Here is a 17,327-nt window from a genome sequence, read left to right as displayed (position 1 = left end):
GACATTCTCGGCCCGATCAATCATTCAGCGGTCCAGTGCGGACACGAGGCAATCGGCAAAGCCCGCGGTGCCCAGCGGGCCGCCCAGATCGGCGGTGCGGGTGGCAGGCGTGGCGATCGCTGCCTCCACCTCCGCCTCGACCGCGCGGGCCGCGTCACGCAGCGCAGGCCGGGCGTGACGGTCGGCCAGCCAATCCAGCAGCATTGCCGCCGACAGGATCAGCGAGGTCGGGTTGGCCTTGCCCTGCCCCGCAATATCCGGCGCCGACCCGTGCTGCGCCTGCGCCACGCAGACGGTGTCCCCCTGATTGAGCGACCCGCCTAGACCCAGACTGCCCGAAAGCTCGGATGCCTCGTCCGACAGGATGTCGCCGAACATGTTGGTCGTCACGATCACGTCGAATGTGTCGGGCCGGCGGATCAGATGCGCCGCGGCGGCATCGACGATCAGCTCTTCCAGCACCACCTCGGGGAACTCGGCGGCCACCTTGCGCACCTCGCGCAGGAACAGCCCGTCCGACAGTTTCAGCACATTGGCCTTATGCACCGCCGTCACCCGTTTCCGCCGCCCCATGGCCAGACGGAAGGCCGCGCGCGCCACCCGTTCGCTGGCCCGTGCGGTGATCTTGCGCACCGAAAGGGCCATGTCGGGGTCGGGCATGAATTCCCCGGTGCCTGCAAACATGTTGCGGTCGGAGTAGAAGCCTTCGGTATTCTCGCGCACGATGACCAGATCCATCGGCTTGCGCAGGATCGACAGCCCGTCGCGCGCGCGGCAGGGGCGGATGTTGGCGGAAAGGTCGAAGACCGTCCTCAGCTCACCCGAAGGATTGATGCCGCCCTTGTCGCGCGAGGGGTAATCGTAATGCGACACCGGGCCAAGGATCACCCCATCGACCTGCGGCACCCGGTCCAGCACCGCCTTGGGCAGAGTCGTGCCCTGTTCGGCCAGCGCCTTCAGCCCGATGTCCATCTGTTCGATCTGCAGCCCCAGCCCAAAGCGGCGGTCGGCCACATCCAGAACCCGCAGCGTGGCGGCGGTGATTTCAGGGCCGATTCCGTCTCCGGGCAGGACGAGCAGGCGCATGGCAACCCTTTTGGCATTTTGTCTTCACGAAAGACCAATAAGCGATTCCATGGCATCATGCAATGACAAAATACCAACAGGCTTGGCACGGCAGCCCCGGCATGGCATCAAGGAGATATGACAGAGATCGCCGCCTCGCTGGCCCATCAGATCGCCCGGATGATCCGGGAAGAGGCGCTGCCCCCCGGCACCGCGCTGACCGAGCGCGCGCTGGCCGACCGCTTCCTCGTCTCGCGCACGCCGGTGCGGGCCGCGCTGCAAGAATTGCGGCGCGCGGGGGTTCTGGGCGACGGGCCGCGCGGCGGGCTGGTGGTTGCCGATCCCGGGCGGGCGGAACTGCTGGCCGAGACCGCGCCGCCCGAAGAGGCAGGCGAGGCTGCCTATCTGGCCATCGCGCGCGACCGGCTGGCCGGGCTGATCCCCGACCGGATCAGCGAGAACGAGCTCCTCCGCCGCTATGATCTGAGCCGCCCGCGGCTGCAGACCCTGCTCCACCGCATGGCCGAGGAAGGCTGGGCGGAGCGGCGGCCCGGCCATGGCTGGCAATTCCTGCCGGTCCTGACCTCGATGGAGGCCTACCGGCAAAGCTACCGCTTCCGGCAGGCCATCGAACCCGCCGCCATGCGCGACCCCGGGTTCCGGCTGAACGTGCCGCTGCTGACCCGCCATCTGGAGGAGCAGCGCCGCCTTGTCGCGGGCGAGGTGCTGACCATCACCGGCGTGCACCTCTTCACCGTCAATGCCGCCATGCATGAGGCGATCTGCGAATGCAGCGGCAATGCGTTCTTCATCGAAAGCCTGCGCCGGGTGGACCGGCTGCGGCGGCTGATCGAATACGGGCTGACGGTGGACCGGACCCGCGCCCGCGCGCGCTGCGCCGAACATGTGCAGATGCTGGAACTGCTGCTGGCGGGCCGCAATGATGCGGCGGCCGATCTGATGCACCGCCATCTGGCGGCGCTTGGCCCGATCAAGGCGGCCACCATGGCCGCCGGGCGTGAGGGATCAGCCGAGGCCCCAGATCCGGCGGGCGTTGCCTGACAGGATCGCTGCCCGTTCCTCTGTGCTCATCCCCGAAAGCAGCGCATGCGTGGCGCCCACCCATTCCGGCAGGCTGCTGTGCAGCGTGCAGACCGGGCTGTCCGATCCCCAGACCATCCGCCCCGGCCCGAAGGCGGCGATGATGTGATCGACCCATGGCTGCAGGGTCCCGACCGTCCAGCCGCCGCCGGTATAGGTGGGCAGGCCGGAGAGTTTGACATTCACATGCGGGCGGCGGGCCAGATCGGTGATCTGCGCGGCCCATGGATCAAAGGCGCCGCCCGCAATGTCGGGCACGCCGCAATGATCCAGCACAAAGACCGTCTCCGGGCAGGCATCGGCCAAAGCGGCGGCCAGCGGCAGTTGCCGCGCCAGAACGCAGAGGTCGAACGGCAGGCCCGCGCGGCCCAGACGGGCGATGTTATCCCGGAACAGCGAACCTTCCGACAGATCGTCCGGCATCACATGCAACACGCGGCGCACACCTTTGACCACGCGCCGGTCCACGCGCTCCAGCCATTCCGCAAAACCCGCCGCCTCGGGCCGGGCGGCAGAGATCGCGCCGCGGATCAGGCTGTCCGGTTCGTCCATCAGCCCGGCCACAAAAGCGGTCTCGGCGTCGATGTCGGCAGGGTCAACATCCACCTCCATATGCAGCACATCGGTGATGCCCAGACGGCGCGCGGTGGCGGCGTAATCCGCATAGCTCCAGTCGCGGTCCAGCGCGGGGGCCGAAGCGAGCCACGGGTAAGACAGCCGCCCGCGGTCCACCAGATGCAGATGGGTGTCAAAGATCATGCGCTCCCCCCGGATTTCCGCCGCCTGACCGCGGCAAGCTGCGCGAGTCTTACTTGACTCCGAGGGGCGTGTCACGTTTATGTATGAAAAGATGTTCTGAATATGAAACCAAGCCGAAGCAACGGCGCGGCGCCGCGGACATCACCATCGCAAACGGGGAGGAGAGGACATGAACGGACGGGGAGCCAGCAGCGCACTGGCACTTGTGGCGGGTCTTGGCGCAGGTCTGGGGCTGGCATCTGCCGCGCTGGCCCAGGGCGAATTCGCCGGCGTCACCATCGAGGCCAAGCTGATCGGTGGCCAGCAATACGAGGCGCTCTATGCCCGGATCAAGGACTGGGAGGCCGAGACCGGCGCCAAGGTCAATATCATCAGCCAGAAGAACCACTTCGAGCTGGACAAGGAATACAAGGCCGATATCGCCGCCGGCACCACCAGCTGGTGCGTCGGCTCGAACCATTCGTCCTTCGCCTCGCAATATCCCAGCCTGTTCACCGACCTGACGCCGCTGGTGCCGGCGGAATCGATCGCGGGCTTCGTGCAGGCGAACATTGCCGCGGCCACGCTGGACGGCAAACTGGTGATGCTGCCCCGCGCGCAATTCGACGTCTCGGCGCTATATTACCTCAAGTCGAACTACACCGACCCCGCCAAGGCCGAGGCGTTCAAGGCGAAATACGGCTATGATCTTGCCGTGCCGGAAACCTGGGCGCAGGTGAAGGATCAGGCGGAATTCCTCGCCGCTCCGCCGAATTTCTACGGCACCCAATATGCGGGCAAGGACGAGGCCATCGTCGGCCGGTTCTACGAAATGGTCGTGGCTGAGGGCGGGACGTTCTTCAACGACGACTTCTCGCCCGCGTTCAATTCCGCCGAGGGGCAGAAGGCGCTGCAATGGTTCGTGGACCTCTACAAGGCGGGTGCCGTGCCGCCGGGCACCACCAACTATCTGTGGGATGACCTTGGCAACGGCTTTGCCTCGGGCACCATCGCGCTGAACCTGGACTGGCCGGGCTGGTCGGGCTTCTTCAACGATCCCTCCGCGTCGAAGGCTGCGGGCAATGTGGGCGTGGCGCCCGCACCCAAGGGCTCGGCAGGCGTGCGGACCGGCTGGTCGGGCTTCCACGGCTTCTCGGTCACGGAAAACTGCGCCACCAAAGAGGCCGCGGCCTCGCTGGTGGATTTCCTGACCAACGAGGACAGCCAGAAGCTGGAATCCGCGGCAGGCCCCCTGCCCTCGCGCACGGCGGTCTGGGATTACATCGTGGCCGAAGCCGCGGGCGATGCCTACAAATCCGAAGTTCTGGCCGCCTTCCAGGAAACCGCTGCCACGGCCTTTGCCGTGCCGCCGACGCCCTACTGGATCGAGGCGACGAACCTGATCTACCCGGAACTGCAGGCCGCCATTCTGGGCGACAAGACCACCGAGCAGGCGCTGAATGATGCCGCCGCCGCGGTGGATGAGCTGATGCAGGAAAACGGCGTCTACTGATCGCGTCTTCCGGGCGGCCCCTGCCTCTCTGGGGCCGCCCTTTTCCGACACCCGTGCCCGCAAGGCGCCCCTCATCCCCGGACATTCCATGACACGCGCCAAGCTGCCGCCATGGCTGGTTCTTCTGATGCCTGCCTTTGTCATCATCCTTGCGGTGGTGGCGATCCCGCTGGTCCTGTCGCTCTATTCCAGCTTTACCCCCTTTCACCTGACCCGGCCCGAAACGCTGTGGAAGATCAACTTCCCCTTCAACTATGAGAAGGCGCTGACGGACCTGAACTTCTGGAAGGCCTTCGGTCGCACGGTCCTGCTGCTGACCATCGCGCTGAATGCGGAAATGCTTCTGGGCCTTGGCCTTGCGCTGATGGTGTCCAAGGTGACCCGCGGCCAGCGCCTGCTGCGCACGGCCATGATGTTTCCGATGATGTTCTCGCCCATCCTTGTGGGGTTCCAGTTCAAGTTCATCTTCAACGACAACGTGGGTCTGGTGAACAACGCGCTGCAATCGCTGGGCCTGTCCGACGTGGCCATTCCGTGGCTGGTGGACGGGAACCTGGCACTGTTCTCGATCATCGTGGCGGAAATCTGGACCTCCACCTCGGTCTTTGCGATCCTGATCCTTGCCGGGCTGTTCGCCATGCCGCAGGACCCGCTGGAGGCCGCCAAGGTCGACGGCTGCACGCCGGTGCAGACCTTCCGCTATGTCACCCTGCCGTTCCTGATGCCTTTCATCTACATCGCCATGGCGATCCGGTCGCTGGATGTGGCCCGCGCCTATGACATCGTGCAGGTGATGACCAACGGCGGCCCCGCCCGCCGGACCGAGCTTCTGTGGACGCTGATCGGCCGCACCGGCTATGTCGATGCCCGCATGGGATACGCCAATGCCATGGGCTATATCGCGATCTTCCTGTCCATCGCCTTTACCATCTACTTCTTCGTCAAGCTGCAGAATGCGCGGCGCGAACTGGGCATGGGGGACTGACCATGGCATCCGCCGCACAACACCGCGTGAAAAAGCGCCTGCTGAAGACCGCGCATTTCATCGGCCTGTTTCTGGCCATGTGCGTGATCTGCATCCCCGGCCTGTGGGTCGTGCTGAACAGCTTTCGCCCCACGGTCGAAATCATGGCCAAACCGCCGGTCTGGATCCCCGAAAGCCTGAACCTTGACCATTACCGCGCCATGTTCGGCGGCGCGGGCGAAGGCGGCATCCCGGTCTGGACCTATTTCCGCAACTCGCTGATCATCTCTGTCACCTCGACGCTGATTGCGCTCTTGGTCGGCATGGGCGGCGGCTATGCCTTTGCCCGCTACAAGTTCAAGGGCAAGGCCGCGCTGTTCGTGGGGCTGATGGCAACCCGGGCGGTGCCCGGCGTGGCGCTGTCGCTGCCCCTCTTCATCATCTTCGGACGCACCGGGCTGATCGACACGCATTTCGGGCTGATCCTTGTCTATGTGGCGATGAACGTGCCCTTCACGATCTGGCTGATTGACGGTTTCTTCCGGCAGGTGCCGAAAGAGCTGGCCGAGGCGGCCGAGATCGATGGCTGCACCCGCTGGCAGGCGTTCTGGAAGGTGGAATTTCCGGTGGCCCGCGCGGGCATCGCCAGTGCCGGGATCTTTGCCTTCCTCACCTCGTGGAACGAATATGCGCTGGCCAGCCAGCTGACCCGCTCCACCACGTCGAAGACCATGCCCGTGGGTCTTCTGGATTTCACCTCGCAGTTCACGCTGAACTGGGGCGGCATGTGCGCGCTGGCGGTGCTGATGATCATCCCCGCGCTATTGCTGACCTTCCTCGTGCAGAAACATCTGATCGCCGGCCTGACCTTCGGCGGCGTGAAAGGATAAGCCATGGCTCAGGTCCATCTTCGCAACGTCGTCAAGGCTTATGGCGCGCTGCGCGTCGTTCATGCCATCAATCTGGACATCGCCGAGGGCGAGTTCGTCGTCCTTGTCGGGCCTTCGGGCTGCGGCAAATCCACCACTTTGCGGATGGTGGCGGGGCTGGAGGATATCTCGGGCGGGGAAATCCTGATCGGGGACCGGGTGGTCAACGACCTGCCCCCGCGGGAACGCAATCTGGCGATGGTGTTCCAGAACTATGCGCTTTACCCGCATATGACGGTGAAAGAGAACCTTGGCTTTTCGCTGAAGATCGCCAAGCGCCCGCAGGCCGAGATTGACGCCGCGGTGAAGGAAGCCGCGGAAATCCTTGCGCTGACGCCGCTTCTGGACCGCAAGCCCGGCGCGCTGTCCGGCGGGCAGCGCCAGCGCGTCGCCATGGGCCGCGCCATCGTGCGCCAGCCGGAGGTATTCCTGTTCGACGAGCCTCTGTCGAACCTTGATGCCAAGCTGCGCACCCAGATGCGGGTGGAAATCAAGAAGCTGCACCAGAAGGTCGGCTCGACCGTGATCTATGTCACTCATGACCAGATCGAGGCGATGACGCTGGCCGACCGGATCGTCATCATGCGCGACGGCCATATCGTTCAGGTCGGCACGCCCTTGGAGGTGTTCGAGCGCCCGGTGGACACGTTCGTCGCCACTTTCATCGGCTCGCCCCCCATGAACCTGTTGTCGGGCACCGTGCAGGCGGGCCGAGTGGTGCTGGCCGACGTCACCGCCATTCCGGTGCCGCCCGACCTGAAGGTCGCGGACGGGCGCCGGGTGCAGCTGGGCATCCGCGCGGATAACATCATGCCCGAGGGGCATGCCATGCCGCCGACCGCCCATATGGCCCATGTGGACATGGGCGTGACCCTGACTGAACCGCTTGGCACCGAAACGCTGATCTTCGCCACGCTGGCCGGGACCGAGGTTCAGGCCAAGATGCTGAACCCCCGCCCCGTCACCCCGGGTGAGGTGCTGCGCTTTGGCATCGCGCTGGACAAATGCCACCTCTTCGACGCCGAAACCGGCGCCAGCCTGCGGGGATAGGCCATGCCAAAGGTTCTTCAGGCCGAAGCCTTCCTTGTGGACCTTGTGCCCAAGGTCAAACGCACCGATGCCATCCAGTCCTTCAAATCGCAGGAGACGATCTTCGTCACCCTGACCGATGCCGAGGGCGCGACAGGCATGGGTTACAGCTATACCATCGGCGACGGCGGCTTTGCCGTGCTGTCCTTGTTGCAGCGCACCCTTTTGCCCCGGCTGATGGGACAGGAGGCCGACCGGATCGAAGGCATCTGGCGCGACCTGCTGTTCTCTTCGCATGCCACCGCCGTGGGGCCGATCATGTCGCTGGCGCTGGCGGCCATCGACACCGCGCTCTGGGATCTGCGCGGACACCGCACTGGCCTGCCGCTGCATCTGCTGGCGGGCGGGGCGAAGACCCGGGTGCCGATGTATTCGACCGAGGGCGGCTGGCTGCATCTGGAGCCCGCGGCGCTGGTGGAAGACGCGCTGGCCATGCGCGAGGCGGGATTCAAGGGCTCGAAGATCAAGATCGGCAAGCCCACCGTCGCGGGCGATGCCGCGCGGCTGTCGGCGGTGCGCGACGCGCTTGGCGATGATTATGAGATCATGACCGACGCCAACCAGTCGATGACGCAACCCGAAGCCAGCCGTCGCCTTGCCCTGCTGGAATCGCTCAACATCGCGTGGTTCGAGGAACCCCTGCCCGCCGATGACATCGCGGGCCATGCCCGGCTGACGCGGCAAAGCCGGGTGCCGATTGCCGTGGGTGAGTCGATGTATTCCCCCGGCCAGTTCGCCGATTACATCGCCGCGGGCGCCTGCGGCATCGTGCAGGCCGATGTGGCCCGCGTGGGCGGCATCACCCCCTGGCTGAAGGTGGCCCATCTGGCCGAGGCGCATAACCTGATGATCTGCCCGCATTTCCTGATGGAACTGCATGTCTCGCTGGTCTGCGCCGTGCCGAATGCGCCCTGGCTGGAATATATACCGCAGCTGGACGACATCGCCGCCCCGATGGGCCGCGAGGGCGGCCATGCGCTGGCGCCCGTCACGCCCGGCCTTGGCATCGAATGGGACCACGCCGCCCTTGCCGCCCGCACCGCGGACGGCAGCCGCTTCACCGTGAGGGCATCATGAAACGCTACGCCTCCGTCATCGGGCTCAGCGCAGAGGGCAAGGCCGAATATATCGCGCTGCATGCCGCGGTCTGGCCCGGCGTGCTGGCCAAGATCAGCGACTGCCACATCCGCAATTACTCGATCTTCCTGAAAGAGCCGGAGAACCTGCTGTTCTCTTACTTCGAATATCACGGCACGGACTTTGCCGCCGACATGGCCCGCATGGCCGAAGACCCGGAAACCCAACGCTGGTGGGCGGTGAACAAGCCGCTGCAACGCCCATTGGACACAAGGGCCGAGGGCGAGTGGTGGGCCGACATGCCGGAGATTTTCCACCATGACTGAGCTTCTCCAGACCATCGCGCCCCCGTCGCGCAGCCTGCCGGTGGTGATCTTCGGCGCGGGGTCCATCGTGACCGATGCCCACCTGCCCGCCTATGCCAAGGCCGGGTTCACCGTGGCCGGCATCTATGACCCGGACCGCGCCAAGGCCGAAGCCATCCTGCCGCCCGGCGCCGTGGCCTATGCCAGCATGGCGGACGCGACCGCCGCGGGAACAGCGGTGGTCTATGACCTTGCCGTGCCGCCCGCCGCCATTCCCGGCATCCTGCGCACCCTGCCCGAAGGCGCGGTGGCGCTGATCCAGAAGCCGATGGGATCGGACCTGAAGACCGCGGATGAGATCATCGGCATCCTGCGCACCCGCAACATCCGCGCCGCGGTGAATTTCCAGCTGCGCTTTGCGCCCATGGCGCTGGCGCTGAAGGATGCCATCGCGCAGGGGCAACTGGGTGATCTGGTTGATTTCGACGCCTGGCTCGCGCTGGACACGCCATGGCACCTCTGGGCCTTTTTGGCCGATCTGCCGCGGGTGGAAATCCTGCTGCATTCGATCCACTACCTTGATTTCATGCGCGATCTGCTGGGCAACCCGCTGGGGATTGCTGCGCGGACCATGGGGCATCCGTCCTCGACCGTGTCGAACACCCGCACCGCGATGATGATGGATTACGGCCCTGAAGTGCGCGCCAACCTGTCGATCAACCACAACCACGCCTTCGGCCGCAAATTTCAGGCCTGCGAATTCCGCATCTGCGGCACCAAGGGCGCGGCTTACATGAAACTGGGCGTCAACCTCGACTATCCGCGGGGCGAGCCGGACGAGCTGTGGCTGAACACCGGCGCGGGCTGGGAACAGGTGCCGCTGATCGGCAACTGGTTCATCGAGGCTTTCGTGGGCCGCATCACGCAGGTCATGCGCTTTGCCGTGGGCGAGGACGACGCCCTTCAGGGCAGTGCCGAGGACGCATGGCACACGATGGCGCTGGTCGAAGCCGCCTATGACAGCGCCGCCGCCCCCCTTTACCCGATCAGGACTGCCCCCGATGCTTGAGCAAGTGAAATACTTCGAGGATTACGAGATCGGCGAGGCGCGCGACACCGTGGGCCGCACCATCACCGAGACCGATTTCGTCGTCCATGCCGGGCATTCCGGCGACTTCTTTCCGCACCATCTGGATGCGGAATTCTGCAAGACCCTGCCCTTTGGCCAGCGGATCGCCCATGGCACCATGGTTTTCACCATCGGCGTCGGCCTGACGGCCACGATCATCAACCCGGTGGCGTTCTCCTACGGCTATGACCGGATGCGCTTTGTGAAGCCGGTGTTCATCGGCGACACCATCCGCTCGCGGGTGGAGATCATCGGCAAGGAGTTGATGGAAAAGCGCCCGGGATATGGCCGCGTCACAGAACGGCTGACCGTGACCAAACACACGGGCGAAACCGCGCTGGTGGCCGATCACATCTATATGGTGGAGTGCCGGAAGTGACCCATGATTTCGGCCCGTTCCTGCTGCTGTCCGACAAGGACAACGTGCTGGTGGCCCGCGCCAATGCGGCTGACGGCGCGGTGGTGACGCTGGAATCCGGCGCGGTGCGCCTGTCCCGCGCCATTCCCATGGCCCACAAGATCGCCCGCCGCCCGATTGCCGAAGGCGAAGTGATCCTGAAATACGGCATGCCCATCGGCGTAGCCACCGCGGCCATTGCGGCGGGCGATCACGTCCATGTCCACAACATCCGCTCGGCCTATACCGCAACCCATGCGTTGCAGGATGCCGACGGGCTTTCGGCGGGGGTCTCGCTATGAGTGACATTCAGGGCTGGCTGCGGAAGGACGGGCGCAAGGGCATCCGCAACACGCTGGTGGTGGCCTATCTGGTGGAATGCGCGCATTTCGTGGCGGCCGAGATCGTCCAGCGCTTCCGCAACACCGCGCATGAAGGCGATGTGCAGCTGATCGGCTTTCCGGGCTGCTACCCGAACGAATATGCCGCGCAGATGATGGAAAAGCTCTGCACCCATCCGAATGTGGGGGCGGTGCTGTTCGTGTCACTGGGCTGCGAGAGTTTCGACAAGGTGCGCGCGGCCAATGCGGTCGATGCCTCGGGCCGGCCGGTCAAGACGCTGGTGATCCAGCGGACGGGCGGCACCCGGTCCACCATTCAGGCAGGCGCCGACTGGATCGCGCAGACCCTGGCGCAGATCGCCGAAGGGCCGCGCGCCGCCATGGGCGTGGATGAGCTGATCATCGGCACGGTCTGCGGCGGGTCGGACGGCACCTCGGGCATTTCGGGCAATCCGGCGGCGGGCAAGGCCTTTGACCTTCTGGTCGGCGAAGGCGCGGCCTGCATTTTTGAGGAAACGGGCGAACTGATCGGCTGCGAAGAGATCATGGCCGACCGCGCCGTCACCCCCGAACTGGGACAGCTTTTGCGCGAAAGCGTGCAGAAGGCGGAACGCTATTACGCCACGCTGGGCTATGGCTCTTTCGCGGCCGGGAATGCCGCGGGCGGGCTGTCCACCATCGAGGAGAAATCGCTGGGCGCCTATGTCAAATCCGGCGACAGCCCGATTTCCGGCCTGATCAAGCCCGGCGACATTCCCCCGAAAGGCGGGCTTTACCTGATGGATGTGGTCCCCGATGGCGAGGTGCGCTTCGGTTTCCCGAACATCAGCGACAATGCCGAAATCGTCGAAATGATCGCCAGCGGGGCGCATCTGTCGCTTTTCGTGACGGGGCGCGGCTCAGTCGTGGGGTCCGCCATCTCTCCGGTCATCAAGATCTGCGCCAACCCCGACACCTATCGCGCGCTGGCCGAGGACATGGACGTGAACGCGGGCGACATCATCGAGGGGCGGCGGACCATCACTGAGGTCGGGCAGGAAATCCGCGATCTGGTGGTGGCGGTGGCGGCCGGACGGCAGACCAAATCCGAGGAACTGGGTCACCGCGAATTCATCCTGACCTACAAGAGCTTTGAACCGATCGGCCCGGCCTGCCTGCCGGGCGCGGCATGACGGAGGACACCATGGAACGACTGACGGGCAAAACCGCCCTGATCACCGCGGCAGGGCAAGGCATCGGCCGCGCCTCGGCCGAGCGGATGGCGCGTGAGGGGGCGAAGGTCATCGCCACGGATGTGAACCCCGCGCTGGTGGCCGATCTGGCAAAGGTGCCGGGGGTGGAGGCGCATGTCCTGAACGTGCTGGACCCCGCCGCCATCACCGCGCTGATCGAAAAGACCGGGCCGGTGGATATCCTCTTCAACTGCGCGGGGGTCGTGCACAACGGCACCGTGCTGGAAGCGACCGAGGCGGAATGGGATTTCGCCTTTGACCTGAACGCCAAGGCGCAGTTCCGCATGATCCGCGCCGTGCTGCCCGGCATGCTGGCCAAGGGCGCGGGCTCCATCATCAACATGTCCTCGGTCGCGGGGCCGAAAAAGGGGCCGATCAACCGGGCCGTTTATTCCGCCTCCAAGGCCGCCGTCGTGGGCCTGACCCGCGCGGTGGCCGCGGATTATGTGGCGCAGGGCATCCGCTGCAATTCCATCTGCCCCGGCACCGTGGACAGCCCGTCCCTGCATGAGCGGCTGAAGGCGACCGGCGATTACGAAGGCGCGCTGAAGGCCTTTGTCGCGCGGCAGGCCATGGGCCGCCTTGGCCACGCGGATGAGATTGCCGCGCTGGTCTGCTACCTTGCCTCGGACGAGGCGGGCTTTACCACCGGCACCGAACATGTGATCGACGGCGGCTGGACGACCTGAGGAGACGACGATGAAACTAGTCCGTTATGGCACCCGTGGCGCCGAAAAGCCCGGGATGATCGACGCCGAAGGCCGGTTGCGCGACCTGTCCGCCCATGTGCCCGACATCGCCGGCGCCGTGCTGGCCGACCTGTCGGCGCTGCAGGCGCTGGACCCCGCCAGCCTGCCGCTGGTCGAGGGCGATCCGCGCTATGGCGCCTGCGTGGGCCAGATCGGCAAATTCATCTGCATCGGGCTGAACTACTCGGACCACGCCGCCGAAAGCGGCATGGCCGTCCCGCCCGAGCCGGTGATCTTTGCCAAATACACCAGCGCCGTCTGCGGCCCGAATGATGACATCATCATCCCCCGCGGCAGCGAAAAGACCGACTGGGAGGTGGAACTGGCCTTCGTCATCGGCAAGCCCGGCAAATACATCGCCGAGGCCGATGCGATGGATCATGTCGCGGGCTTCTGCGTCTGCAACGATGTGAGCGAGCGCGCCTATCAGACCGAACGGTCCGGCCAATGGTCCAAGGGCAAATCCTCGGACAATTTCGGCCCGCTGGGGCCCTGGCTGGTGACGCGGGATGAGGTGGCCGATCCGAACGACCTGCGCATGTGGCTGACCGTCAACGGCGAGAAGATGCAGGACGGTTCGACCAATACCATGGTCTATCAGGTGCCCTTCCTTGTCTCCTACCTGTCGCAGTTCTTCACCCTGCATCCGGGCGACGTGATCTCGACCGGGACGCCGCCCGGCGTGGGTCTGGGGATGAAGCCCCCGCGCTATCTGAAGGCAGGCGATGTGGTGGAACTGGGGATCGAAGGCCTGGGCACGCAGCGCCAGACCTGCGTGAACGATCTGTGAGAAAGGCAGGGGGCGCTCGCGCCCCCTCGGGCCGCCGAAGGGACGGCCCTTCACCCCCTGAGGATATTTGTGAACAGATGAATGGGGCGAAGCCTTGCGCCCCCTGCACGGCCGTTGCGTGCGGCGGCGTCGCATGGCAGAGAATGCCGAGCAGATTTCACAGGTGAAAGAGCATGTCCGAGACCGACGACGAAGGCCGCTACCGCGCCCCCGCGCTGGACAAGGGTCTGGACATGATCGAGCTTCTGGCCACGACCGAAGACGGGCTGACGCTGAAGGATATTTCCACCGCCCTTGGCCGGTCACCGACCGAGCTTTACCGGATGCTGGACCGGCTGGCGCGGCGCGGCTATGTCGCGCGCCGCGGCGACACCTATGAATTGACGATGAAGCTGTTCCTGCTGGCCCATCTGCGACCGCCGATCCGGCGGCTGGTGGCGCAGGCCATGCCGGTGATGCGGCGGTTCACCCAGGCCGCGGATCAGGCCTGCCATCTGGTGAAATACGACCGCGGCGATCTTGTGGTGATCGCGCAGGTGGAGGCGCCGGGCTACTGGGGCGTGACGATCCGGGTTGGGGCACGGATCGGGCTGGTGAACTCCGGCTCGGGCCATGTGTTTCTGGCCTATGCCTCGCCCGAGGAGCGGGCGCTGATGTTCGAAGAGCATGAGAAGATGCCCTATGAGATCGCCCCCCCCGATCTGGACGGCCGGCTGGCGGAGGTGCGGCGGCAGGGATACGAGGCGATGGAAAGCCAACAGACCCCCGCAGTGGCCAACCTGTCGATTCCCATTCTGGGCGCGAACGGCACGGTACTGGCGGCGCTGACCTGCCCCTTCGTGCGGCGACTGGAAAACCCCGATGCGCCGGACCGCGCGCGGGTGCTGGACCTGCTCTTGGCCGCGGGGCGTGAGATGGCGGCGCTGTCGGCCTGATCCCCCTGCCCTTTGCGCACCGATGCCCCGGCCCCCGCGGCCGGGGTTTTTCTTTGCGCAAGCTGCGGTCATTCGATTTCACACTTGAATGAAACTTCCATAAATGAAAAACTATCTCATAGACGAAATTCATGCCGCGCCGCCGCAGATTCCCGCGCAGGCGCAGCGTGCCGGAGGATGACGTGACACCCGACCCGAAAGACGCCCCCGTCCTGCCGCTGGACGGCCTTCTGGTGCTGGACATGAGCCAGTTCCTCTCCGGCCCCTACTGCTCACTTCGGCTGTCGGATATGGGCGCGCGGGTCATCAAGATAGAGCGGCCGGACGGGGGCGACCTGTCGCGGCGGCTCTATCTGTCGGATACCGAGATCGGCGGCGACAGCACCATCTTTCACGCCATCAACCGCGGCAAGGAAAGCCTCGCCATCGACCTGAAGAACCCCGCCGATCTGGCCGCGCTGAAGCGGCTGGTGGCGCGGGCCGATGTGCTGATCCAGAATTTCCGGCCCGGGGTGATCGAACGGCTGGGGCTGGATTATGACGCCGCCCGCGCGATCAACCCGCGGCTGGTCTATGCCTCGATCAGCGGCTACGGGGATGAGGGGCCCTGGGTCATGCGTCCGGGGCAGGATCTGCTGGCGCAGGCGCGGTCGGGGCTGATGTGGCTGAACGGCGACGCCGATCAGGGGCCGGTGCCCTTTGGACTTGCCGTGGCCGATATGCTGGCGGGCGCGGCCTGCTGTCAGGGCATTCTGGCCGCACTGGTGCGGCGCGGGATTTCCGGCACCGGCATGCATGTGCAGACGAGCCTGATGGAGGCGCTGATCGACCTGCAGTTCGAGGTGCTGACCACCCATCTGAACGATGGCCGGCGGGTGCCCAAACGCTCGGGCTACCGCAGTGCGCATGCCTATCTGTCGGCGCCCTATGGCGTCTATCAGGCGGCGGACGGCTGGCTGGCGCTGGCGATGACGCCCCTGCCGAAGCTGGCCGCGCTGATGGAGATCGGCAGTCTGGCGCCTTATCTGGACGATCCGGCGGCGGCCTTTGCCCACCGCGACACGATCAAGCGGCTGATCGCCGAAGCGGTCGCCACCCGCAGCGTGGACGACTGGCTTTCGGTGCTGGAACCCGCCGACATCTGGTGCGCCCGCGTGCTGGACTGGCCGGAACTGCTGGCCTCGGACGGGTTCCGGGTGCTGGATATGCTGCAGACCGTGACCCGCGCCGATGGCGTCTCCATCGACACCACCCGCCTGCCGCTGCGCCTGAACGGCCACCGGCCCGCAAAGCCGCAGGCCGCGCCCCGCATCGGCGACCATTCCGACCTGATCCGCAAGGAGTTCGACCTGTGACCCGTCTCAAAGGCATGACATGGAGCCATCCGCGCGGCTACGACCCGATGGTGGCCTGCTCGGCGCTTTGGGCCGAAAAGACCGGCGTGCAGATCGACTGGGACAAACGCTCGCTGCAGGATTTCGAGAGTTTCCCGGTGGAGGAGCTGGCGCGAGCCTATGACCTGATCGTCATCGACCACCCCCATGTCGGCCAGATCACGCAGGAGGGCTGCCTTGCCCCGCTGGACCTGCCCGGGCGCGAGGCGGAGCTGGCGGCGCTGGCCGCCGGATCGGTGGGGGCAAGCTACCCCAGCTACAACTGGCAGGGGCGGCAATGGGCCTTTCCGATTGATGCGGCAACGCAGGTGCTGGCCTGGCGTCCCGACCTGATCGCCACGGCCCCCGCGACCTGGGCCGAAGTGCTGGAACTGGCGCGCGCGGGCCGGGTCCTGTTGCCGCTGCGCCCGCCGCATTCGCTGATGTGTTTCTACACGCTGGCCGGAAATCTGGGGACGCCCTGCCGGACCGAGGGCGAACTGATCGGCGCGGAAGATGGTGCCCGGGTGTGGGAGGCGTTGCGCGAACTGGCCGATCTGGTGCCCGAAGCCTGCGCCACGCAAGATCCGATCACCGTGTTTGAACAGATGGCCGCGGAGGGCAGCCGCTATGCCGTGGCCCCGCTGATCTATGGTTACGTGAACTACGCCATCGCCGGGTTCCGCCCGCATCTGATCCGCTTTGCCGATATCGCCGTGGCCGGGGAAACGGGGCCTGTCGGATCAGCCCTTGGCGGCACCGGGATCGCGGTTTCGGCCTTCTCGAAGGCCCGTGAGGCCGCGACCGACTTCGCTTTCTGGGTCGCCGGGGCCGAGGTGCAGCGCGGCTCCTTTGCCGCCGCCGGCGGCCAGCCGGGCCATGCCGCGGCATGGGAGGATGACGGGGTGAACACCGCCACCGCCGGCTTTTACCGCGACACCCGGTCCACGCTGGAAGGCGCCTGGGTCCGCCCGCGCCACAACGGCTATATGGCATTCCAGGAGGCGGCATCGCAGCGCATCACCGCAGGATTGCTGGCGCGCGAAGCGGCGGGACCGGTGGTCACCGATCTGAACACGCTATTCCGGCAGAGCTTCGGCTGAACCCAGCTGGGGCGGCCGAACCGTCTCGCGCTGGCCAGGGCCCGTCTTTCCACTGCGCGGTGTCCAGACCGGACCCGCCTCCAAACGCAAGCCAGGTGGACGGGACTGCCGAACCCGCAGTCCTCATCTGTGGACCGTTGCTGCACCGGATCAGGGGGCCGTTGAAGAAGCACGAAGGCCAAGCCTGCATCCTTCTTGCCGGGGCCACCGGCCGGTGTCGGCCAAATTGCAAACAAACCGCGACGCAGACGAGCTGGCCCGCCATCCGCGGCCGGATCCACAGGACGGCTGCGGCAAAATTCCGCGCGGATCCTCGACCGCTCTGCAACAAGGTCAGATATCCCCGAGCAGGATTCCTAATTCTGTGCCGTGACCTGCCCCCCGGAAGATCCCTCGCTGTGATGTAGAGTCTGCCCAACCTGAGAAGGAGCAGACGACATGAGGAAAAGCCGTTTCACCGAGGCGCAAATCATCGGGATGATCAAGGAACAGGAGGC

At 65.7% G+C, this 17,327-nt stretch carries 18 protein-coding genes; 16 read left to right on the top strand and 2 right to left on the bottom strand.

The window, feature by feature from the left end; all coding sequences use genetic code 11:
- Positions 1-24: 24 nt before the first annotated feature.
- Positions 25-1,086 (bottom strand): isocitrate/isopropylmalate dehydrogenase family protein, encoded by a 1,062-nt coding sequence (locus ACO2Q5_RS19980; RefSeq protein WP_423294320.1) that lies wholly within the window; start codon positions 1,084-1,086, stop codon positions 25-27.
- 117 nt (positions 1,087-1,203) lie between these two features.
- Here ACO2Q5_RS19980 and ACO2Q5_RS19975 point away from each other — a divergent pair, with 117 nt between their 5' ends.
- A complete protein-coding gene (locus ACO2Q5_RS19975) occupies positions 1,204-2,127 on the top strand; it encodes a GntR family transcriptional regulator (RefSeq protein ID WP_423294318.1) in 924 nt (307 codons plus the stop codon).
- On the opposite strand, the gene ACO2Q5_RS19970 is transcribed toward ACO2Q5_RS19975, so the two are convergent.
- Entirely contained in the window at positions 2,092-2,925 is an 834-nt protein-coding gene (locus ACO2Q5_RS19970) for an amidohydrolase family protein (protein ID WP_423294316.1), read from the bottom strand. The genes ACO2Q5_RS19975 and ACO2Q5_RS19970 overlap by 36 nt on opposite strands.
- 169 nt (positions 2,926-3,094) lie before the next feature.
- Between ACO2Q5_RS19970 and ACO2Q5_RS19965 the strand changes: the two genes are divergently transcribed.
- The 15 genes from ACO2Q5_RS19965 to ACO2Q5_RS19895 all read left to right on the top strand — a co-directional run bounded on the left by ACO2Q5_RS19965 (position 3,095) and on the right by ACO2Q5_RS19895 (position 16,830).
- Positions 3,095-4,417, top strand: coding sequence for an ABC transporter substrate-binding protein (locus ACO2Q5_RS19965; protein WP_423294314.1), 1,323 nt, complete (start codon positions 3,095-3,097; stop codon positions 4,415-4,417).
- A gap of 88 nt (positions 4,418-4,505) precedes the next feature.
- Entirely contained in the window at positions 4,506-5,402 is an 897-nt protein-coding gene (locus ACO2Q5_RS19960) for a carbohydrate ABC transporter permease (protein WP_423294312.1), read from the top strand.
- A 2-nt stretch (positions 5,403-5,404) separates the two neighbouring features.
- Positions 5,405-6,271 (top strand): carbohydrate ABC transporter permease, encoded by an 867-nt coding sequence (locus tag ACO2Q5_RS19955; protein WP_423294310.1) that lies wholly within the window; start codon positions 5,405-5,407, stop codon positions 6,269-6,271.
- Between the two features lie 3 nt (positions 6,272-6,274).
- The gene (locus ACO2Q5_RS19950) at positions 6,275-7,360 is read left to right on the top strand and encodes an ABC transporter ATP-binding protein (RefSeq protein WP_423294308.1); all 1,086 of its coding nucleotides are present in this window, start codon (positions 6,275-6,277) and stop codon (positions 7,358-7,360) included.
- A 3-nt stretch (positions 7,361-7,363) separates the two neighbouring features.
- Positions 7,364-8,476, top strand: a complete 1,113-nt coding sequence (locus tag ACO2Q5_RS19945; protein ID WP_423294306.1) for a mandelate racemase/muconate lactonizing enzyme family protein — start codon at positions 7,364-7,366, stop codon at positions 8,474-8,476.
- The gene (locus ACO2Q5_RS19940) at positions 8,473-8,802 is read left to right on the top strand and encodes an L-rhamnose mutarotase (protein ID WP_423294304.1); all 330 of its coding nucleotides are present in this window, start codon (positions 8,473-8,475) and stop codon (positions 8,800-8,802) included. The genes ACO2Q5_RS19945 and ACO2Q5_RS19940 overlap by 4 nt, the downstream gene beginning before the upstream one ends.
- On the top strand, positions 8,795-9,850 hold the full coding sequence (locus tag ACO2Q5_RS19935; RefSeq protein WP_423294302.1) for a Gfo/Idh/MocA family protein: 1,056 nt from the start codon (positions 8,795-8,797) through the stop codon (positions 9,848-9,850). Before ACO2Q5_RS19940 ends, ACO2Q5_RS19935 begins: the two co-directional genes overlap by 8 nt.
- On the top strand, positions 9,843-10,289 hold the full coding sequence (locus tag ACO2Q5_RS19930) for a MaoC family dehydratase (protein ID WP_423294300.1): 447 nt from the start codon (positions 9,843-9,845) through the stop codon (positions 10,287-10,289). Before ACO2Q5_RS19935 ends, ACO2Q5_RS19930 begins: the two co-directional genes overlap by 8 nt.
- Positions 10,286-10,609, top strand: a complete 324-nt coding sequence (locus tag ACO2Q5_RS19925; protein WP_423294298.1) for a UxaA family hydrolase — start codon at positions 10,286-10,288, stop codon at positions 10,607-10,609. Before ACO2Q5_RS19930 ends, ACO2Q5_RS19925 begins: the two co-directional genes overlap by 4 nt.
- Positions 10,606-11,820 (top strand): UxaA family hydrolase, encoded by a 1,215-nt coding sequence (locus ACO2Q5_RS19920; RefSeq protein ID WP_423294296.1) that lies wholly within the window; start codon positions 10,606-10,608, stop codon positions 11,818-11,820. The genes ACO2Q5_RS19925 and ACO2Q5_RS19920 overlap by 4 nt, the downstream gene beginning before the upstream one ends.
- Positions 11,821-11,831: 11 nt before the next feature.
- A complete protein-coding gene (locus ACO2Q5_RS19915; RefSeq protein ID WP_423294294.1) occupies positions 11,832-12,569 on the top strand; it encodes an SDR family oxidoreductase in 738 nt (245 codons plus the stop codon).
- 10 nt (positions 12,570-12,579) lie between these two features.
- Positions 12,580-13,419 (top strand): fumarylacetoacetate hydrolase family protein, encoded by an 840-nt coding sequence (locus ACO2Q5_RS19910; protein WP_423294292.1) that lies wholly within the window; start codon positions 12,580-12,582, stop codon positions 13,417-13,419.
- A 173-nt stretch (positions 13,420-13,592) separates the two neighbouring features.
- Complete coding sequence (locus tag ACO2Q5_RS19905; RefSeq protein WP_423294290.1) at positions 13,593-14,354, top strand: IclR family transcriptional regulator; 762 nt, start codon at positions 13,593-13,595, stop codon at positions 14,352-14,354.
- A 182-nt stretch (positions 14,355-14,536) separates the two neighbouring features.
- Positions 14,537-15,709, top strand: a complete 1,173-nt coding sequence (locus tag ACO2Q5_RS19900; protein WP_423294288.1) for a CaiB/BaiF CoA transferase family protein — start codon at positions 14,537-14,539, stop codon at positions 15,707-15,709.
- On the top strand, positions 15,706-16,830 hold the full coding sequence (locus ACO2Q5_RS19895) for an extracellular solute-binding protein (RefSeq protein WP_423294286.1): 1,125 nt from the start codon (positions 15,706-15,708) through the stop codon (positions 16,828-16,830). Before ACO2Q5_RS19900 ends, ACO2Q5_RS19895 begins: the two co-directional genes overlap by 4 nt.
- Positions 16,831-17,327 lie beyond the last annotated feature (497 nt).

Source organism: Neotabrizicola sp. VNH66 (genome assembly GCF_049445895.1).
GTDB lineage: Bacteria > Pseudomonadota > Alphaproteobacteria > Rhodobacterales > Rhodobacteraceae > Pseudogemmobacter.
Note: the sequence above shows the minus strand (reverse complement) of the source record. Positions and strands in the feature narration are given on the sequence as shown.

What these genes read in the sequence shown, in the direction of transcription:
- ACO2Q5_RS19980 (WP_423294320.1), bottom strand. Translation starts at nt 1,086, where the DNA reads ATGCGCCTGCTCGTCCTGCCCGGAGACGGAATCGGCCCTGAAATCACC.
- ACO2Q5_RS19975 (WP_423294318.1), top strand. Translation starts at nt 1,204, where the DNA reads ATGACAGAGATCGCCGCCTCGCTGGCCCATCAGATCGCCCGGATGATC.
- ACO2Q5_RS19970 (WP_423294316.1), bottom strand. Translation starts at nt 2,925, where the DNA reads ATGATCTTTGACACCCATCTGCATCTGGTGGACCGCGGGCGGCTGTCT.
- ACO2Q5_RS19965 (WP_423294314.1), top strand. Translation starts at nt 3,095, where the DNA reads ATGAACGGACGGGGAGCCAGCAGCGCACTGGCACTTGTGGCGGGTCTT.
- ACO2Q5_RS19960 (WP_423294312.1), top strand. Translation starts at nt 4,506, where the DNA reads ATGACACGCGCCAAGCTGCCGCCATGGCTGGTTCTTCTGATGCCTGCC.
- ACO2Q5_RS19955 (WP_423294310.1), top strand. Translation starts at nt 5,405, where the DNA reads ATGGCATCCGCCGCACAACACCGCGTGAAAAAGCGCCTGCTGAAGACC.
- ACO2Q5_RS19950 (WP_423294308.1), top strand. Translation starts at nt 6,275, where the DNA reads ATGGCTCAGGTCCATCTTCGCAACGTCGTCAAGGCTTATGGCGCGCTG.
- ACO2Q5_RS19945 (WP_423294306.1), top strand. Translation starts at nt 7,364, where the DNA reads ATGCCAAAGGTTCTTCAGGCCGAAGCCTTCCTTGTGGACCTTGTGCCC.
- ACO2Q5_RS19940 (WP_423294304.1), top strand. Translation starts at nt 8,473, where the DNA reads ATGAAACGCTACGCCTCCGTCATCGGGCTCAGCGCAGAGGGCAAGGCC.
- ACO2Q5_RS19935 (WP_423294302.1), top strand. Translation starts at nt 8,795, where the DNA reads ATGACTGAGCTTCTCCAGACCATCGCGCCCCCGTCGCGCAGCCTGCCG.
- ACO2Q5_RS19930 (WP_423294300.1), top strand. Translation starts at nt 9,843, where the DNA reads ATGCTTGAGCAAGTGAAATACTTCGAGGATTACGAGATCGGCGAGGCG.
- ACO2Q5_RS19920 (WP_423294296.1), top strand. Translation starts at nt 10,606, where the DNA reads ATGAGTGACATTCAGGGCTGGCTGCGGAAGGACGGGCGCAAGGGCATC.
- ACO2Q5_RS19915 (WP_423294294.1), top strand. Translation starts at nt 11,832, where the DNA reads ATGGAACGACTGACGGGCAAAACCGCCCTGATCACCGCGGCAGGGCAA.
- ACO2Q5_RS19910 (WP_423294292.1), top strand. Translation starts at nt 12,580, where the DNA reads ATGAAACTAGTCCGTTATGGCACCCGTGGCGCCGAAAAGCCCGGGATG.
- ACO2Q5_RS19905 (WP_423294290.1), top strand. Translation starts at nt 13,593, where the DNA reads ATGTCCGAGACCGACGACGAAGGCCGCTACCGCGCCCCCGCGCTGGAC.